The organism is Microbulbifer maximicatervae (SeqCode) (genome assembly GCF_052467225.1).
On the sequence record NZ_CP174303.1, the window covers coordinates 1,217,832 to 1,234,804 of the forward strand.

General features: G+C 46.9%; 12 protein-coding genes. 4 read left to right on the forward strand and 8 right to left on the reverse strand.

What is annotated here, in order from left to right; all coding sequences use genetic code 11:
* Window positions 1-132 precede the first annotated feature (132 nt).
* Window positions 133-867 carry a sulfite exporter TauE/SafE family protein gene (locus tag ACJJIZ_RS05310; protein ID WP_444907181.1) on the forward strand — a complete coding sequence of 245 codons (735 nt, stop codon included), beginning with the start codon at window positions 133-135 and terminating at the stop codon, window positions 865-867.
* A gap of 128 nt (window positions 868-995) precedes the next feature.
* Here ACJJIZ_RS05310 and ACJJIZ_RS05315 read toward each other — a convergent pair whose 3' ends face one another.
* Entirely contained in the window at window positions 996-1,355 is a 360-nt protein-coding gene (locus ACJJIZ_RS05315) for a putative quinol monooxygenase (protein WP_444915443.1), read from the reverse strand.
* A 923-nt stretch (window positions 1,356-2,278) separates the two neighbouring features.
* On the opposite strand from ACJJIZ_RS05315, the gene ACJJIZ_RS05320 reads away from it, so the two are divergent.
* Window positions 2,279-4,141: a sensor domain-containing diguanylate cyclase gene (locus ACJJIZ_RS05320; protein ID WP_444915444.1), complete on the forward strand. Its 1,863-nt coding sequence runs from the start codon at window positions 2,279-2,281 to the stop codon at window positions 4,139-4,141.
* Between the two features lies 1 nt (window position 4,142).
* On the opposite strand, the gene pstS is transcribed toward ACJJIZ_RS05320, so the two are convergent.
* Both pstS and ACJJIZ_RS05330 read right to left on the reverse strand, forming a co-directional pair.
* The gene (gene pstS, locus ACJJIZ_RS05325; RefSeq protein WP_444915445.1) at window positions 4,143-5,225 is read right to left on the reverse strand and encodes a phosphate ABC transporter substrate-binding protein PstS; all 1,083 of its coding nucleotides are present in this window, start codon (window positions 5,223-5,225) and stop codon (window positions 4,143-4,145) included.
* A gap of 111 nt (window positions 5,226-5,336) precedes the next feature.
* Entirely contained in the window at window positions 5,337-7,259 is a 1,923-nt protein-coding gene (locus tag ACJJIZ_RS05330) for a PhoX family protein (RefSeq protein WP_444915446.1), read from the reverse strand.
* A gap of 229 nt (window positions 7,260-7,488) precedes the next feature.
* Here ACJJIZ_RS05330 and ACJJIZ_RS05335 point away from each other — a divergent pair, with 229 nt between their 5' ends.
* Window positions 7,489-10,092: a TonB-dependent receptor gene (locus ACJJIZ_RS05335; RefSeq protein WP_444915447.1), complete on the forward strand. Its 2,604-nt coding sequence runs from the start codon at window positions 7,489-7,491 to the stop codon at window positions 10,090-10,092.
* 132 nt (window positions 10,093-10,224) lie between these two features.
* Entirely contained in the window at window positions 10,225-12,105 is a 1,881-nt protein-coding gene (locus ACJJIZ_RS05340) for a phytase (protein ID WP_444915448.1), read from the forward strand.
* Here the strand turns inward: ACJJIZ_RS05340 and ACJJIZ_RS05345 are convergent.
* From ACJJIZ_RS05345 to ACJJIZ_RS05365, 5 genes are all read right to left on the reverse strand, one after another.
* A complete protein-coding gene (locus ACJJIZ_RS05345; protein WP_444915449.1) occupies window positions 12,083-12,520 on the reverse strand; it encodes a VanZ family protein in 438 nt (145 codons plus the stop codon). The two genes, ACJJIZ_RS05340 and ACJJIZ_RS05345, sit on opposite strands and share 23 nt — an antisense overlap.
* A gap of 592 nt (window positions 12,521-13,112) precedes the next feature.
* Complete coding sequence (locus ACJJIZ_RS05350) at window positions 13,113-13,823, reverse strand: outer membrane beta-barrel protein (protein WP_444915450.1); 711 nt, start codon at window positions 13,821-13,823, stop codon at window positions 13,113-13,115.
* Window positions 13,824-14,041: 218 nt separating this feature from the next.
* Window positions 14,042-14,752 carry an outer membrane beta-barrel protein gene (locus ACJJIZ_RS05355; RefSeq protein ID WP_444915451.1) on the reverse strand — a complete coding sequence of 237 codons (711 nt, stop codon included), beginning with the start codon at window positions 14,750-14,752 and terminating at the stop codon, window positions 14,042-14,044.
* A gap of 142 nt (window positions 14,753-14,894) precedes the next feature.
* Window positions 14,895-15,560: a replication protein P gene (locus ACJJIZ_RS05360; protein ID WP_108734620.1), complete on the reverse strand. Its 666-nt coding sequence runs from the start codon at window positions 15,558-15,560 to the stop codon at window positions 14,895-14,897.
* Window positions 15,472-16,779 (reverse strand): DnaT-like ssDNA-binding domain-containing protein, encoded by a 1,308-nt coding sequence (locus ACJJIZ_RS05365; protein WP_444915452.1) that lies wholly within the window; start codon window positions 16,777-16,779, stop codon window positions 15,472-15,474. Before ACJJIZ_RS05365 ends, ACJJIZ_RS05360 begins: the two co-directional genes overlap by 89 nt.
* Window positions 16,780-16,973 lie beyond the last annotated feature (194 nt).

A 16,973-nucleotide genomic window follows, 5' to 3' on the forward strand; every position in this document is an offset into this window, starting at 1 on the left:
GTACTGGTTGAGCTAAGGCTGCGTTTCTTTTAGTGAAGAGAGTATTGGATTGCCGGTTAGGTGTTGGAATTGCGTCCAAGCCTGAATTTCTACTTTATTCACTGTGATTTTGGTGACTTCTGAAGCGGTAAAATGATAGAGCTATTGCTGCTGTTTTTTGGCGTCTTGATTTGGTATATCAGCACGCTTGCGGCCGGGGGCGGGGCACTGCTCCTTGTTCCAGTGATTAGCTTTATCGTTGGCCCACACCTGGTTGCACCAACGGTAACCATTGCCAAGTGCCTGGCTTCGCCCTACCGGGCACTGGTTTTCTGGTCCTATATTGATTGGCGGGTAGTACGCTGGCTTACTCCAGGAAGCTTAGTCGGGGCATTGCTAGGTGCATATTCCTATACACAGATGTCCCCAGAGTGGATACAAATAGTGGTTGGGCTTTTTTTAATGTCCACGATACTTCAGTATCGCTTTGGCCATAGGGAAAGATCTTTTCCCATGTCACTTCCCTATTTTTTACCTCTGGGATTGGTGACTGCTTTTGCTTCCGGTCTTATTGGGGCAATGGGTCCACTTAAGAACCCTTTCTTGCTGAATTATGGTCTCGAGAAAGAATCCCTGATAGCCACTAAGGCCTTTAATGGGCTGTTAATGCAGCTTGTAAAGCTGGGAACTTATATTACATTCTCGGCGGTATCCCTAGAGTTGGCATTCTATGGTGTGGCGGCTGGGCTTGGGGGGATTATTGGTGTAACCCTCGCTAAAAGGAGATTGAATCAGGTCAGCTTTAAAAAATTTAGGAAATACACTCTATTGGTAATGTTTTTGTGTGGCTTGGTATTAGTGATAAAAGCGCTTTATGACATGGTTTAGATTTATAGGGATAGTGTTTATAATTTATTGCCAGAACTAACCGTTTGGAAAGCAAAGAATTAAAATTCGCTCTCCTAATTACAATACTATCATCATAAGAATTAGTATAATTTTTTATATTCAGTTTATTAATGGCTGCGTTCGAATCCTGCATAGGTGTGATACTGCTGGGGGGGGAGGCCTGCATGGCGTGCCTGAAGATCTTTGGGAAGATCGCCTAAATAGATGACGCGAGTGGGTTCTGCCGTCTTGAGCCAGCGCTCTGAATAATTCTCCCAGGTATCCACATGTTTATGTGCGGCACTTACATCTTTGAAATGCTCGTATACAATAATTTCTCCACTATCAGAAATATAGTACTGGTAATTCAATGTCCCCGCTTCTTTCTGCGAGACTACCTCTACCATTTCATCAACAATTGACCTAAAGGCCTGCTCCTGTCCGTTCTTTATTTTCGCCTCCACAAGCCAGCCAACATTATTAAACATAAGTATCTCCAATACGGTTTAAGAGGCTTTGACATAAGTGGTAGAGCAACAACTGTCCTGGAAGCATGCTGACTGATAAGCAACCTGTCGCTAAATACCAGAGGGGGAGTAACTGCTCTACTCAGGAAGAAGATCAAGTGATGGTCCTAGATATTGTAGACGACATCGTGGCGTCTAGTTTGGTAAGGCTAGCTATTTGATAGCTCTCCAGTTGCACTGAACCTCACCGGGCTACTTGTATAAGAAACCTGCTTCAGGAATGACTATTGGTTCATTGTTTGGTCTAAGGGAGGGTTCAATGCTTGGGTTGTGAGATAAGCCCAATTGTATTCAGCTGTTCTTTAGAGGCTCCTTAATATCTAAGAGTGGCATATTTTCTATATGTACTGATTGGTAAACAATGATGAGATCCCCGGATCAGCAACAATTTCTAAATTTAGCGTTCTAGAGACAATATTTAAATTTGATGTGGGTAGTCAAATGTAATCGTTAACAGGAATTTTCTCTTTGGCGCATTTAAGATTTTGTATTCTTTGTCTCTCCTAATTAATACTTGATTTTAAGGATTAGTCCCAAGGTGTAAGACGGCGTAACAGCCTGTGTACCCTTATTTCAAGCTAAAAGGCATAAAACACATTACTTAAGCGCTTGATAAATGAAGAGTGAAACTGCCAAATAGGGGGAGTAGAAAAAAGTTGTACCTGATAATTTAAAGTCCTTACTAGTGTGTTTTTTGTACAGGTGCGGACTTGTAGAATTCATACATAGCTATTTTATTTAAGTATGAATTGATGACTTTCTTGTATGGAAGCTATTTCTCTGAAATACAACAAGCATTATCAATTCACTTTGGAAGTCAGTATCCATTATGACTGATTTGGTCTTTATGAAGACGGAAATTGTTGCGTATCTACATAGTAAGAATGAAAAAAACAATTGGTGAATTTGAACTGTGGACTCAAAAGGGTGGCTCTAAATGGCACTACCGTTTGGTTTGTTATGCAGTGCTGATGTTCGCCATACTTCTTTCTATGCCCAGTTACCCCCATACGGTTGTGGATATCACCTTGTTGGACGGAGGAAGTAAACCGAGTGGCCTAAATGCAATTTGGCATGATCCATCGGGGTTTGGAAACATTGTTGAAGCTGAAAAATCTTACAAAAATAAACTTTTTCTTCCCCTGGGAACTGCTGGATCTACCGGACTTAAATCTGGAGCCTTCTGGTCTCACTTCATATTAAAAAACTCCAGTAGTGAAACAGTTTATGTCTCAATTGAATATGTGGATAACCAGCTCGATGGGCTGACGGCCTTTTCTAGGATTCAGGGCGGTAGTCAACCTTATACGGAGCTGGCAAGTCTGTCTGCGAATCAGCCTTTTTCCAGTCGAAAAATCAGGCATCATCGCTTTGCTTTTCCATTGGAAATCCCCCCCTTCGCATCAAAGGAAATGATGGTTAAATTTGATGTTGGAGTTTTAGGTGTTGCCTTTCCCAGTATGCGTATTTGGCGACCTGAACAACTTGAAGAGAGGAGTAAGGCTGAGGCCATTTTAACGTCATTTCTTTTTGGTGGTTATTTTTTGATGGCCATTCTTGCGCTGATTGGTGCTATTACTGCGCGTAAGAATATCCTGTATCTATACTCGTTATATTCCGTAACGAAAATTTGGGTGTGGGGATCTTTACTGGGATATACCCACCAATATTTGTTCCAAGAACAATTTGATTGGCGCTATCAATCGATTAGTAGTGCTGTGGCGATTCTGACCGGAATTCTTTTTGCCCGATACTTTCTTGAAACGGCAAAGTACACCCCAAGACTGGATTACTTTTTAAAATTAATTCTACTCAACGGTTTATTCCTGGTTATTTGCGTTGTACTGCAGTGGGAGGCTCTGGGGCACATTTCCATGATGCTCGCTCTGTTTTTCTATCCTGGCGTTGTTGTTGTCGCATTGGTGCGTTGGCGCCAGGGGGATACTTCTGCGGCCGTTTTTGCATTAGCCTGGAGCGTTTTGGTGTTGGGGCTTTTGGTGCAGGCGATGAGGGATCTCGGTTATGTGGTGCACAATCCAATTAATTATTATTGGCCCCCGGTTGCCTCTTTTGTTGAGATGTTGGCAATAATGATAGCTATTGGATTACTGGTAAAAGGTTTACGGCAACAAAAAGAGACTGCAGAAAAAAGGTATCTACTACACCTGGAAGCCTCGAGAACCGAGCTGGAGCAACAGGTAAAACTTCGCACACAGGAATTAGAGTACGCCAAAGCCAAGGCTGAAGAGGAGGCGCGCACAGACCCGCTAACAGGTATTTTTAATCGCCGCTGCTTTTTTGAAGAGGCCAGTAATCTAGTGGCTGTGGCAATTAATAACCAAATGCCATTGTGTGTATTAATGCTGGATATCGACAATTTTAAATCTGTTAATGATATTCATGGCCACTTAATCGGCGATCAGGCACTCTGTGCGACTGCCCGAGTAATTTCCCAACACGTACGGGATGTGGATATCTTCGGGCGTATTGGTGGTGAGGAATTCGCGCTAGTACTCAGCTCCAATGTCGAAGGAGCAATGAAGGTTGCCAATCGTATACACCGGGATATTGCTAAAATCGTGATTAAAAGTGCCGTTGGCCAAGCTCAATTTACCGCAAGTATTGGCATAGCTCACCTGCAAGGGCGGGAAGACATCCTGGAGTTAATGCGGCGGGCGGACTCTGCGTTATATCAGGCTAAACGAGCTGGCCGTAATCGTATTGTGGAGTGCGCTGAAACTACCTGAGTTAGCGCACATAAGTGACAGCGTTTAACACTTTGAGCCTTATGTTTTCTGGAAGAGGGACCAAACCCAAGGTCCCGGCTTGACTTTGAGATGCGTTACTCAACATAAAGACCAGCATTTGCCTTAATGCCTGTGCTTTTTGATCATCCTGGTCTGCGTAGAGCAACAGCCAGGAAAAACTGGTAATGGGATAGGCTGTTTCTCCTTTGGGGTCCCAAATCCAGGCGATTAGGTTGGGAGCTCCACTAATTGGTAGTGATGCTTTTGGAAATTCAATCTCTGAAAGAGCCTCTGCTCCGCTCTTGGGGCCTGCGGCAATATAGTTTCCCGCGTGGTTTTCCAGTGAAGCCACAGGTAGGTTTACCAGTTGAGCAAATCCGTGCTCCACATAGCCAATGGCCCCAACTTTCTTTCTTACTTTAGCGGCTACGCCTTGATTGCCCGGCGCTCTTTTAAATCTGGGCAGTTTTGGCCAACTGGGTGTTCTGTCCAAACCAATTTTTTCGCGAAACTCTTGACTCACACTGCTCATATGCCCAGAAAAAATATAGGAGGTACCCGAACTTTCAGAACGGGTAACAACGGTGATCTCATCCCTTGGCAACTTGATATCGGGATTTACAGCTGCAATCTTGGGATCATCCCAGTGGGTGATTTCCCCCAGAAAAATCCCCACATAAGCTTCCCTGGACAGTTTTAGATTATCGATCCCGGGGAGGTTAAATACCAGTACCACTTCCCCAGCAGTAACCGGCAGTACCACGCCACCACCTTTTAGGTTGCGTAACTCATCGATCTCAATAGCAGCATCTGAGGCGGCAAAATCGACTGTGTGACCGAGAAAGTCTCTGATGCCATCACCGCTACTGCTCATCTCGTAGAAAATAAATATATTGTTTTCCCGATGGGTGAACTGCCGAAACCACTCTACATAGATTGGGTAGGGGAAACTGGCGCCACTGCCCCGGAGATTGACAGGATTTTCCGGTACCTGGGCAGATCCCGGTGTGGCGGCAAGGATAAAACTGGCAGTTGCCAGCACGGCGGTAAGGCGGCGTAAAAGGGTTGCACACCTCGATATCATAGGGACCTCGGCTTATAGGCCTCTGGCAACCTGCCTATAGGCGGGATGAGAGGCCGAAAACTGCTTTAGATTAAAATTTTAGCAGGGTCCCTGGTTCGTCATATCAATTGCCTAGCTACCGACTATTTGGTCGTCCTCGCGGTAGATGGCCAGTACCGACGGCCGAGGTGGTAACTGGGGATTATTATCTGGCCACCGGTGCAGGGGATTGTCATAAGTTGAGTTGCGTGAATCGGCGGGGTGCTGCACAGCAATAAATAGTGTTTTTCCGTCGGGGGTAAATTCCGGCCCGCATACCTCAGCCCCTTGCGGGCAACCAAAGAAGTGCTTGGGTGCCGCTCGCAGGGGCCCCTCGGTAGCCATGGCCCAAAGACCATCGTGGAAACCAAAACTCTCACAGCCATCGGTAGCAATCCACATGTTACCTCTGGGGTCGAAAGCAACGTTGTCAGGATTGGCGAACCAGCCGTGCGCAGAAATATCATAGGGAGACTGCTGTCCGTAGGCGCCTCGTTCAGCGGGGTTCTCAGCGTTGGGGTTCCCGCCAAGTAGAAATTGCTGCCACTGAAATTGTGCGCTTGTGTGGTCGCGATTTCCCTTTTCCCCGGGGGGCACTATTTCCAATACATGCCCGGCAGTATTGCGGGCGCGAGGGTTGGCGGTATCGGTATCACTGCGCTTCTTGTTTTTGGTCAGCATTACATAGGTGCAGTCATTGTAGGGATTCGTTTCTACATCTTCTGGCCGATCCATTGGTGTGGCCCCGAGTAGTGCGGCTGCGCGGCGCGCATCAATCATTACATCTGCTTGATTATGAAAACCATTCTCTGCGGTCAGTGGGCCCTGGCCATATATCAGCGGCAGCCATTCGCCACTGCCATCGTCGGCAAATCGCGCGGCATAGAGCGTGCCATTAACGAGTAGCTTTCGGTTTGTATCGGGATCTTCGGGCTGATAGTTATCTTGGGATACATAGCGATAGACAAATTGATGTTCATCATCATCGCCGCCGTAAGCAACGATCGGTTGTCCCGGTTTACAGACCAGGGTAAAGCCTTCGTGCTCAAAACGCCCCAAACTGGTCAGCTTGCGCGGTTTTGATTGGGGGTTATAGGGGTCAAACTCCACCATCCAACCGAATCGATTGGGCTCATGGGGTTCTACCTGAATATCAAATCGGCGGTCGTGGTCACCCCAGTTGCGATTTTCTGGTCTTATACCAAAAAGTTGATGGTTTTCGATCTCCCGGGAATCTTCGAGCTTTTTTGGGTCTCCCTGAAAAGCGCCGCCAAACCCCTCTTCAGCAATTAATACGGTTCCCCATGGAGTTTTCCCTCCTGCACAGTTACCTATGGTGCCGAGGACCTGGGTTCCGCTGGGATCTTGGCGGGTCTTCAAACGTTCGTCGCCTGCGGCGGGGCCAGTGATTTCCATTGGCGTCGTAGAAGTTATCCGCCGGTTATAGGGACTGTCAGCCACTACTTTCCAGCCCTGTTTACTTCTTCGAATTTCCACGATGGAGTGTCCGCAGGCGGCCTGTTCAATGGCCACATGCTCGGCACTCACTCCTCGGGTGGCACTGTATTCGTCGTTATAACCCGAGAACATCAGATGGGGCTGAGTGTATTCGTGATTGACACATAAAAGCCCGCGATCACTATTTTTACTTTGTATATGCAGGTACCCCAGGGTGGAACTGGTCCCCGCTGCCAAGGGCATAAATGCAATAAAATCGTTGTTGTAACCGAATCGCTGTTCCTGGCTACTGGCGCTAAGTTCTTCAGGCTGAAAAGATGTTTCCTCTTTATGTAGAGGGTCTCCCCACCTCAGCAGAACCGTGGATTTATAGCCCTCTGGTAGATGGTGTTGGTAATCCAGTCTATGGGGGATTTCTTTAAAGGTGAGGGAGTTGCGTGTGGGATTTTCACTCCCACTACAGCCGGGTAGTAAGCTGCTTACAGCACCGGTGGCGGTTACACCACCCAGGACTTTAAATAGAGAGCGGCGTGCTGGATTTTTGGGACTTTCGTTCATGACTGCTCCATATTTGGTTTCAGTATATGACGCTTTTTACTGTTAATTGCCTTGATGGTTCCTTTTAAGGCGATTGATATCTGTGTAAATAGCAGGGCTTACATCTATCGTCGCAGTACTAATTGACTATGTGATGACAAGCTTAAAAAAAATGTCACGTAAAGTTCATAGCGGCCTTCTAGTCTGCGTTCAATTCAATTAACCACCGGCAAAGTGGGAGTGGGACGCAATGAAATACAGAACTTCAGGCTTGCGGTTACTGGGAATGCCATTGGCGGCTCTGGCGACAGCCATCATTAGCGCAAATGCTATCGCAGAAAATGAGCAGGTAATGGAAACTGTGACGGTTACCGCCCAGGCAAGTAATGCGCGCAGCGACTTGGATCGACAGCGGGACGCCAATAAGGTCGTAGCGGTGCAAACTTCTGATGCGATTGGTGAACTCCCCGATGCCAATGTCACAGAAGCGTTACAGCGAATGCCCGGTGTATTTATTGCGAGAGATCAGGGTGAGGGGCGTTTTGTTGGTGTGCGGGGTATAGACCCAAATTTGAATGCGGCAACAATTAATGGCGTGAGCCTGCCCGCACCGGAAACAAACACCCGGGCGGTAGCCCTGGATGTTATTCCATCGGACTTATTGGCGAGTTTGGAGGTATTTAAAACTCTTACGCCTGATATGAGCGCAGACTCTATTGGTGGTGCCATTGAGATTAAAAGTCTGAATGCCCTGGATTATGACAGCAATCGCTACAAGTTAAGCGTAGAGAATAGCTACAGCGAGCTTCAGGAAGAGTACAGCCCCAAAGTAGCTGCGACCATGACCAATATTTTTGAACTTGATGGAGAGCGCCGTCTCGGGGTGGCCTTGGCGCTAAGTCACCAGGAGCGGGATTTTGGCTCAGATAATATTGAGACTGACGGTAGCTGGGAAGAGCTGACTGCTGAAGACGGCTCTGTAGCTAAGGGCGCGACCGAAATAGAACATCGCGATTACAGTATTACCCGGGAGCGCACAGGTCTTGCTGCCAACTTCGACCTGGACCTGGGCAGTGACTCAAGCATCTATCTCCACAGCTTGTACTCCGATTTTTCTGATCAGGAAATCCGCCAGCGCAATTCCTGGAAGCTCGATGATGAACGCGATGAGCCGGAGACTATTTCGGCCAACTCGGCAGAGTGGGAAGAGGCCGCGTTGGAGAAGTCCCTGAAGGACCGCCTGGAAGAACAGGAAATTATTTCTGCGGTATTTGGTGGCGAGCATGATTTTGAGCAATGGGGATTGTCCTATGCCTTGGGATATTCCCATGCAGAGGAATCTGAACCCAATCGACGCGATACCGATTTTGTCTTGGACTCCCTGCGTTTGGGGTATGTTGAAGCTGGTGATACTCCCCGTATGGCGGTGGGAAGTGAGGATGTTGAAGCAGTATTGGACCCGGCCAGTTATCAACTCGATGAGTTGGTCATTGAAGATAACTTTACTGAAGATGAAGAAATTAGCTTCCGTATTGATATCAGTAGAGAAATTGATTGGGCTAGCAATCCTTCAGTAGTTAAATTCGGATTACATGAGCGTCAGCGAGAAAAGGCTGGTGACTTAAATGCGACTGTATATGAAGGGTTTGGTGGGGATTACACTCTGGCGGACTTTTCTCGCAATAGTATCGATTATGGTTTGGATGCATTTGGACCTGGCGTCAATGTTGGAAGCCTGAATAGTTTTATCAATGCTAACCTCAGTGATTTTGACATAGATGAGACGGAGACCGCTTTGGCATCCGCCCGTGACTACGCAATGAATGAAGACATCACGGCCTTGTATGTGATGAATTCTATTGAGTTGGATCGCTCCCAGCTGGTTTTTGGGGTTCGCTATGAGCGCACCGAATTTACTGCTGAAGGAGTGAATGTGGCAGAGTCGGAAGAGCCCCTGCCGGGTGCCGATTTAATTGCAGAGGAGGTTTATGCCACTGAGGTTAACTACGAGCGGGACTACGACAACTTCTTCCCCAGTATTAATTACAAATTTGATTACAACGATAATGTTGTTCTCCGTGCAGCCTATTCGGAGTCCTTATCGCGTCCATCATTTGGCTATTTGAACCCCTCTCCGGCCAAAATTGAATACGATGATGGGGAACTGGAGGTTGAAGCTGGAAATCCAGAATTAGACCCTTATGAATCCCGCAATATCGACCTATCTGCCGAATACTATGCGGACGACCTGGGTATGTTCTCTGTGGGACTTTTCCATAAGAGTATCGATAACTTTATTGTTATGTCTGAGGTTTCCAGTAATACCGATTTTACCCGTTTTGTAGGGAATTTAGCGGTTGATGATGCTGAAGTATGGCAACCGATTAACGGAGACAACGCCCGTATCAGCGGTGCCGAACTGGCCTGGACCCAAGGTTTTGAAAATGGGTTCTTACTCAGGGCTAATGCAACATTAACCGATTCAGAAGCTGATCTGGGTCTCAATAGCAGTGATCGCAGTGACAAAATATCTATGCCTTCCCAGGCGGATTTTGTCGGCAACTTTATTGTAGGCTATGAACGCGATGCCTTTAGTATGCGCCTGTCAGCAGCTTTCCGCAGTGAACGCCTGCTGGAAGTAGACCTTGAAAATGAGGTCAATGACCGCTACGAAGAAGACCATTTGCAATTGGATTTGTCGGCCCGCTACCGCTTTGATAATGGCCTTCAACTCACTTTTACTGGGGTTAACCTCACGGATGAGCCTTACTATGTTCACACGTCTGGGTTTAATGGTCAGTACGAAGAATACGGTCCGACTTATGCGATTGGGTTGAGCTACAGCACTTTCTAAAATTTTAACTGGAATTTTTTGGTTAGTGTAAATTCTTACCTTGATAAAGCCCCTGCAATATTGTGGGGGTTTTGTTTTTTGCAAAAGTAATATTTTCTGTTATTTTCCGGTAAATCCTGAGCAGGTTTTATTATGCGTTTTTCAATAGTGGGTGTTTTGTCCTGCCTTATATTACTGGGATGCGATCTTGAAAAGGGTAGTCAAAGATTATCTTCGCAAAAGATCATATCTTTAAAGGGGGTGATAGCTGAACAGATTCAGCTGGTCAGTTTCCTTGAGCAGCAATACTTGTTGCTATCCAGTAAAGATAAGGGGCTGGTGCTTGTAGATGATTCCGCAGAAATACAAGTTCAAAAGGATGGCAGAGTAGAGGCACTTGTAATTCAGCCAAGAGAAGATGGTAGCTACCTGGTGGCCGCTTACGAAGAGCAGGAAGCAGAATTACATCTATATCAATTATTTACTGATCTAAACGATGATTTGCAGCTTCAACTTTTAGGAAAGCTTGAGAGTGCCAAGCCTGTGAGCGCACTCTGTTTTTCACTACAAGCAGGAAGAGATCACCTGTTTGCCATTGGAGAGGACGGACTGGGATTTGAGTACCTGCTTTCTCCCAGTGATGAGCACTGGGACTTTACCGAGATCCGCCCAATATATTTGGGGGAGGAGGTTAATAGTTGTAGCGTGGATAACCGTCGGGGGCGATTACTGGTATCACAGCCGCCTATAGGGATATTGGCATTGAATGCCGATGCAGAGCGAGATGAGGAGCGTGAGTTTTTAATCTCGGCGAAACAGCTCGGTGATGATTTCGGCAGCTTGCAACTGGATTATCAGCAGGACCAAATCTGGATTGCTGTGGAACAGGGAGTACAAGTTTTCGACTTGTCAGGAAGTGGTAGGCCCGACCAGTCTTGGACATTGCCTGCAGAAAGTCCTGCCTCTATTGCAGTTTTTGGTGATAGGTTGGCCGTGCTAAATGATAAGCAGAGTGAAATAACCTATTTCCCGATAAATAACAAGCTGACCAGCGTTACAGATAATCCGCTTGAAATTATTCCCACTGTTGCCGCCAGGGGACAAACTGACCCCGTTCACTCTTATGGTGATGCTGCTGATGATCCCGCTATTTGGGTGAACTCTCATTCGCCGGCAAACAGCCTGATTTTTACTACAGATAAAAAAAAGGGGCTCAATGTCTATCATCTGTCCGGCGGGTTAAAACAGCATTTTCCAGTGGGCAGGGTCAATAATGTCGATATCCGTAAAATTTCCCACCCTAATATTGATGCGATTGCCGTTGCCTCTAATCGTACTAATCCCGGTTTGGATCTATTTGCTATCAGTGCAATGGGCGAAGTGGAGCACCTGGGATACCGGGGTATAGGGCTTGGTGATCCCTATGGCTTGTGCCTGCAACAGGACGATAGTGGGCTTTATGCCTGGGTTTCTGATAAGGAGGCCAGCTTGCATCAGCTCAAAATCAATGTCTCTGAGTCCTCCAATAAGTTTGAGATTGAGCAGGGTATCCAGTTTGATGACTATGGACAGGTTGAAGGCTGTGTTGTGGATGACCAGTTCGGAACCCTGTTTTTTGCTGAGGAGGACCGGGGGATTTGGCGGCTGGACCTAAAGTCCTTATCAGAGGCCTCTCCAGAGTTGGTGGCAGCAGTGGATGGTGAAAAGCTGGTGGCAGATATAGAGGGATTGGCACTTTATCAGGATGGCGACAAGGGCTATCTAGTGATATCCAGTCAAGGTAATGATAGCTATGTACTATTCAGCCGTAGTGGGAATGAATTTATTACCCATTTTCGGGTTGGTATGAATTCCCAGCTAGGTGTGGATGGCAGCTCGGAGACCGATGGTTTGGCCGTTACCAGTTCAGCTTTGGGTGCGGAATATCCTCAAGGTTTGTTAGTTGTTCAGGATGGGCGCAACCGAATGCCCAGCGCAGCCCAGAATTTTAAATTGGTTGATTGGAGGGATGTCAATCGTCTGTTGTCTCACTAGTGGCGCCGGGGTTTTCAGGCTGGTTTAAATTGTTAATATTGCGGGCTCTCTGAACCAAGTATACTAGAGAGCTCGCAAGTAACACTCCAACGATATCGGCGGCCAGATCAAGTAAGTCAAAAGTCCTTGAGCGAACAAATGCCTGGCTTATCTCTTCAATCAGGGCAAAGCCAAGCACTGCGATAGCACCACAGTAAACTCTAATAAAGCCGAGCTTAAAATAAGTGGCGCGGGTGGCAAGTATCAGGATAAGGCCAAAAGTACCAAACAAGACGATATGGCCTAGTTTATCGCCATAGGGGATAGCACGGACAAGGTCAAAAAATATACTATTCGATCCGGTATTGGCTAGATAGATAATCCAAAGAATAAAAAGAAAAAACAGTAGGGCTGAAGCCTTGAGAAATCTTGGCATAATACTTATTGATACAGTTTTGTTTAATCTTGTGAAGTCTAGATGTTGATTTTATCTATATCTTATGAGAGAGGAAAGAGAGGCCTTAAAAAACTGAGAGTTAACCAGATTGTGATGGCTCAGTATCAATTATTTTTGACTTGCAGTCTTCACATAGATAGACGATTCCCCTCAGATCTTGCCACCTGCATCCGCTGGTATATTCACAGCGCCGCATCTTGTTATTGCAATTACTGCAGATAGGGGGGTGTTAATTTTCTTCTGTTCCAGTTGCCAGTTAAGACCGTATAAAGTAAGTATAATCCCAAAGGTAATGGCCATTAAAAGTTCGTCATATCGTTGAGCGTAACCCGAAAGAAAAACTGAAATAATAAGTAATATAGTGAAAAATAATAGTGAAAATGTTTTAATTAATTTATGTTCATCTTTTAATCGATTTTCAAATTCTATTTTTGCTCTATAGTCTTCACTGTATTCTTTTAGATCTTTTGCTTGTAGGTTTTTTTCTTATTTTTCATTTTTTTATTGTTTGAATCGGTGAGCTGATAGCTGTTTTTCTAGGAATAATTAATGTTGAACCTTCCTTGCTTTATCAAAAGTTAATACTCCACCCCATAGTGATAGCTTCACTATCTATTTCATCCAGAAACGTATCGCCCCCAATTTTTGAAAACTGTTCCCACTCTATCCGTAGGCTCCACTTACCCCTATAGCTATAGTTAATACCAGCACCATAAGCCCAGTGGAATCCATTGCTGCTATCGGTTAATTCACCTCTGACTGGAGTTAATTGTTCTATTAAACTTCCATCTTCAAGCTGGTATAGGATAAAAACTTCACCCTTCTGAATCTCATTGGTTTCCGCGTACCAGATGCCGGTGCCAAGTTTCCCAAATAAGCTAAATGACTCTCCCAGGGGAAGATACGCCAGGGAAAATATATTGAAAAGCTGGCTATCAAAATCAGAGAAATAGTTTAAATATTCACCATCCCCATATGAGATATGGGTATTCAGCTGGTACTTATTGAAATTTTGATAGCTGGCTTCAATTGCCAGGTAAGGTGTCCATCGAATTCCTGCAAATAGTTTCCAGGCGTTATTTTTATCATCACACTGACTGAGATCCACTTGATCTAAGCTGGCGCCAATTTGTTGAACCCGCTTCTCTGCTTCGCTACACAAGTTATTGGCATGCTGGTTACCGAAAGAGATACCAGCATATTTGTGTGAGTAGAAATCGGCGCAAGTAAGGGCAGGCAAGGAAAGTAGAAAAATAATGAATAGGGGGCTAAAGCGGTTCATGGTTTGACCTTGTTTAGCTTATATGGGGGGACCGCTGAAGCTGATTTTAGAGTGAAATTTGATTAAGGCAACCACCAAAATAATAACGTCTTTTAGATTGATCGAAGGTAGGACCTACTCTATTAACTGGATTCGGCGCCTAAAGGTAGAGTTCCCAGTAATAGTTCGCGGGAACTCTATTTAATTTGTATAAAGTTATAGGTGTCAATTAACAAAATTCAAAAAAGCCGCCCTAAACCCAGTGATAGTGTTTCTGCATTGAAGTCTACTCCAGTGGGCTCCAGTTTCTCCCACTCCAGTCTCCAAATCCAGTGATTCCTATAGATATAATTCATGCCGACCCCAACACCCCAGTGAGGGCCTTTGTGGTTTTGGGACTTGTCTTTATCGAACGTCTGAAGTTGTGCCGTGAATTGTCCATTGGATAATTGCTGGGGGATATAAAATTGAGCGGATTGTTGCTCTGATAATTTTCCTCTCCAAGCTCCAGCCCCGACTCTGGCAAACATATTTATATTAGAGTTAACAGGATAAAAACCCAATAAAAAGGCGGTCAATGAATATGTCTCAACCTGGTATGCAGCCTTTGCATACTCTCCATTTTCATTATTGGTATAAAAGCTGCTTTGCGCAGCTGAAGGTTTTAGATAGCTGATTTCAAGGGCGAGGTATCTGTTCCAACGCAAGCCGCCATAAAACTTAATCGTACTGCCGCTACTATTGCAATGAAAGCGTCCGTCTGTAGATCCTTGAGGAATCTGTGATTTTATCCGGGGGTTTGCAGATGAGCAAAATTGAGGATAAGAGGTTTCACCGAGGGTAGCCCCAATATATTTCCTGTTGGCAAAGTCAGCGCTGGTATTTGTAGCGAAAGTGAATATAAGGCTGGAAAACAAACTTGTTTTTACGGTGGTCTTAAAATTATTCATGATCTGTCCTGTGCTTTGTTTATTTTTATTTCAAGCACAGTAAAGCTAGATCAGGGCTTTTACTTCACAAGTCATTGGCGTGAGGGCCTTTAGGTATCAGGCCCTGTATTCAAAGTCAGAGTAAGCAGTTGGCTGTTAATTTCTAAATGCCAAGCTTTGCTCGCATCTCCGAGAGTCTTTTCGAATTTTCTTCCTTGGAAAGTGGTGAGCCGGGGTTTTCCTCCAGCTTTAATTGCTCTGGAGCGGTTAGTTTTTCTCCCCCCAGGACTCGTTCACATATTTTTCGATAGTGCTCAGCAAAGACCGGGTAGGCGATAGACTCGGGGTTATTGGCAAGAAAAAACCAGTTGGATTCCCGCCCTGCGTGATAGATCGCTAAGTGGCTCCAGTTGTAATTGGTTTTGGGGCTGGGGGCATTGCAGGCTTCGCGATAGGCGGCGCGTGCTTCCGGTAAACCATTCTCCCCAGCGGCGCACAGCTGCAGCATTTTATGTACGGTGGGCAGGTACTCGCTTTGCAGGATTGCTCGCTTGGCACCCTGCATAATATCCTGGGGAGCGAAAGCAAGCAGGGCCTCCAGCCAGAGGCGCTTGGCGTGGTGAAGGGTTTCAGTGTCTGGAAACGCTGCGCTGAACTGATTGTGATAATTCAGTTTAAACAGCGCAAATACTTCATTGATTGCGCGCTTCTTTTCGTTCAGCAGTTCCTGGCCCTGTTCACTACCAGTTTGTGTCTGTGAGTATGTCGCCGATTGACCGGTCGCGGGTGCGCTGGTTGGTGTTGTTGTGGGAGTCTTGTGGATTGCCATAAGAGTTTCCTATTGCCAGTTTGTTGCGCTCCGCCCACTGGTGGCGCGCGTGACGCACAAATACGGCGTCCCAGCTTTTACGTGCGGCATTTTGACCGCGCCAGTAAATAATAAATTCCGGAACCAGGGATAGAGCGAAGTCGCGATCTATCTCGCATTGGTTCATCAAATGACTCAGGCAGTCACCACTGGGCTGCCAGTTGCGGGAGATGGGTTTGGCCACCGGGTTTTTCTCAATACCCTGGCAGTAATAGGCCCACTCTTCCCGCGCATACTCGATAAACAGTTCACCCCAGCGGGCACTGTGGCCACCGCGCTCGGTCCATTTATAAATGAATTCCGGCAGCAATTCGGCAGCAAAGCGCGGATTGATGGCCAGGCGCTGTAACTGCTCCCAGGTGTGCTCGCTGGGCTGCCAGTCGCGGGACATAGCAGTGGGCTTGCGCTTTTCGATAAATGGCGTGTCCTGCTTTTCCCAGTCTTCCATAATCCAGTCATTGAACTCCAAATCCCAGGAAATGGACTGCTTGCCACTGGAGCGGTGGTAATCGAGAAAGCGCTGTAGGCCGCGACCGACAAAAGTGCTGGGGACTCCCTCGTCCGCCAGCTTGCGCAGGGTCTCATCGCCGGGTTGCCAGCCGTTGGGCAGTGGCTGCTTGCGCTGAGCCGTTGCGCGAAAAGCCTCCCACTTGCTTTTAACCTGGCGCAGGAACAGGGAGCCAAAGGAGTGGCGGGGCTCGGCGCGCTCGCGCCAGTAAGTGACAAACTCTGGCAATTGCTCCCTTACAAAGTGCTCGGGAATACCCAGTTGGGCGATACGGGCCATGGTTTCACTATCCGGCTGCCAACTGGGGGCAATGGTGTTGGCATTGCGGTTGGACGGGGTAGGGGGTGTTGCCACCGGGCGCTTGTACTCACCGGGCAGGGCGAACTTCAGAATCTCGCTACTGCCGAATGGTGCCGCCCCCAGCAGAAGGGCACCCCGGTTGCGCAAACTGGTGGCTACCCTCTGGATATCCGCTGCCTGCCAGAAGGGCAGCAGCAGATATAGCTGCTCCCCCTCGGCGGTATACCAATCCCGGCCTCCGTAGGGCTCCAGGGGAAGGAATGGAGCCAGGTCGCCAAGTGCAGTGAGCAGCACAGCTTCCTCCAGGCCGACAGTGGCAGCCAGAGAAGGAGAGATACTCAGGGGTCTTTCGGGAAGCAGGGGATGTGTCATGGCGCGATAATAACATTCCGGCGCATCGCATGCGCGATCATTGGCGAATCCTCAGCCTTTTCCTGCCCCTGGTGCCAACCACTAAGCTGAAGGATGAATTGACTGCGAAATTTCGGCGGGCGGTGCGCTGCCAACGGTTGCCTTCCCCTAGCGGTAAGGTTGTAACTTTGTCGCTGTAATTGGTGTTGCGGGAG

Coding starts and splice junctions, on each gene's coding strand:
- ACJJIZ_RS05310 (WP_444907181.1), top strand. CDS start 133: ATGATAGAGCTATTGCTGCTGTTTTTTGGCGTCTTGATTTGGTATATC.
- ACJJIZ_RS05315 (WP_444915443.1), bottom strand. CDS start 1,355: ATGTTTAATAATGTTGGCTGGCTTGTGGAGGCGAAAATAAAGAACGGA.
- ACJJIZ_RS05320 (WP_444915444.1), top strand. CDS start 2,279: ATGAAAAAAACAATTGGTGAATTTGAACTGTGGACTCAAAAGGGTGGC.
- pstS (WP_444915445.1), bottom strand. CDS start 5,225: ATGATATCGAGGTGTGCAACCCTTTTACGCCGCCTTACCGCCGTGCTG.
- ACJJIZ_RS05330 (WP_444915446.1), bottom strand. CDS start 7,259: ATGAACGAAAGTCCCAAAAATCCAGCACGCCGCTCTCTATTTAAAGTC.
- ACJJIZ_RS05335 (WP_444915447.1), top strand. CDS start 7,489: ATGAAATACAGAACTTCAGGCTTGCGGTTACTGGGAATGCCATTGGCG.
- ACJJIZ_RS05340 (WP_444915448.1), top strand. CDS start 10,225: ATGCGTTTTTCAATAGTGGGTGTTTTGTCCTGCCTTATATTACTGGGA.
- ACJJIZ_RS05345 (WP_444915449.1), bottom strand. CDS start 12,520: ATGCCAAGATTTCTCAAGGCTTCAGCCCTACTGTTTTTTCTTTTTATT.
- ACJJIZ_RS05350 (WP_444915450.1), bottom strand. CDS start 13,823: ATGAACCGCTTTAGCCCCCTATTCATTATTTTTCTACTTTCCTTGCCT.
- ACJJIZ_RS05355 (WP_444915451.1), bottom strand. CDS start 14,752: ATGAATAATTTTAAGACCACCGTAAAAACAAGTTTGTTTTCCAGCCTT.
- ACJJIZ_RS05360 (WP_108734620.1), bottom strand. CDS start 15,560: ATGGCAATCCACAAGACTCCCACAACAACACCAACCAGCGCACCCGCG.
- ACJJIZ_RS05365 (WP_444915452.1), bottom strand. CDS start 16,779: ATGACACATCCCCTGCTTCCCGAAAGACCCCTGAGTATCTCTCCTTCT.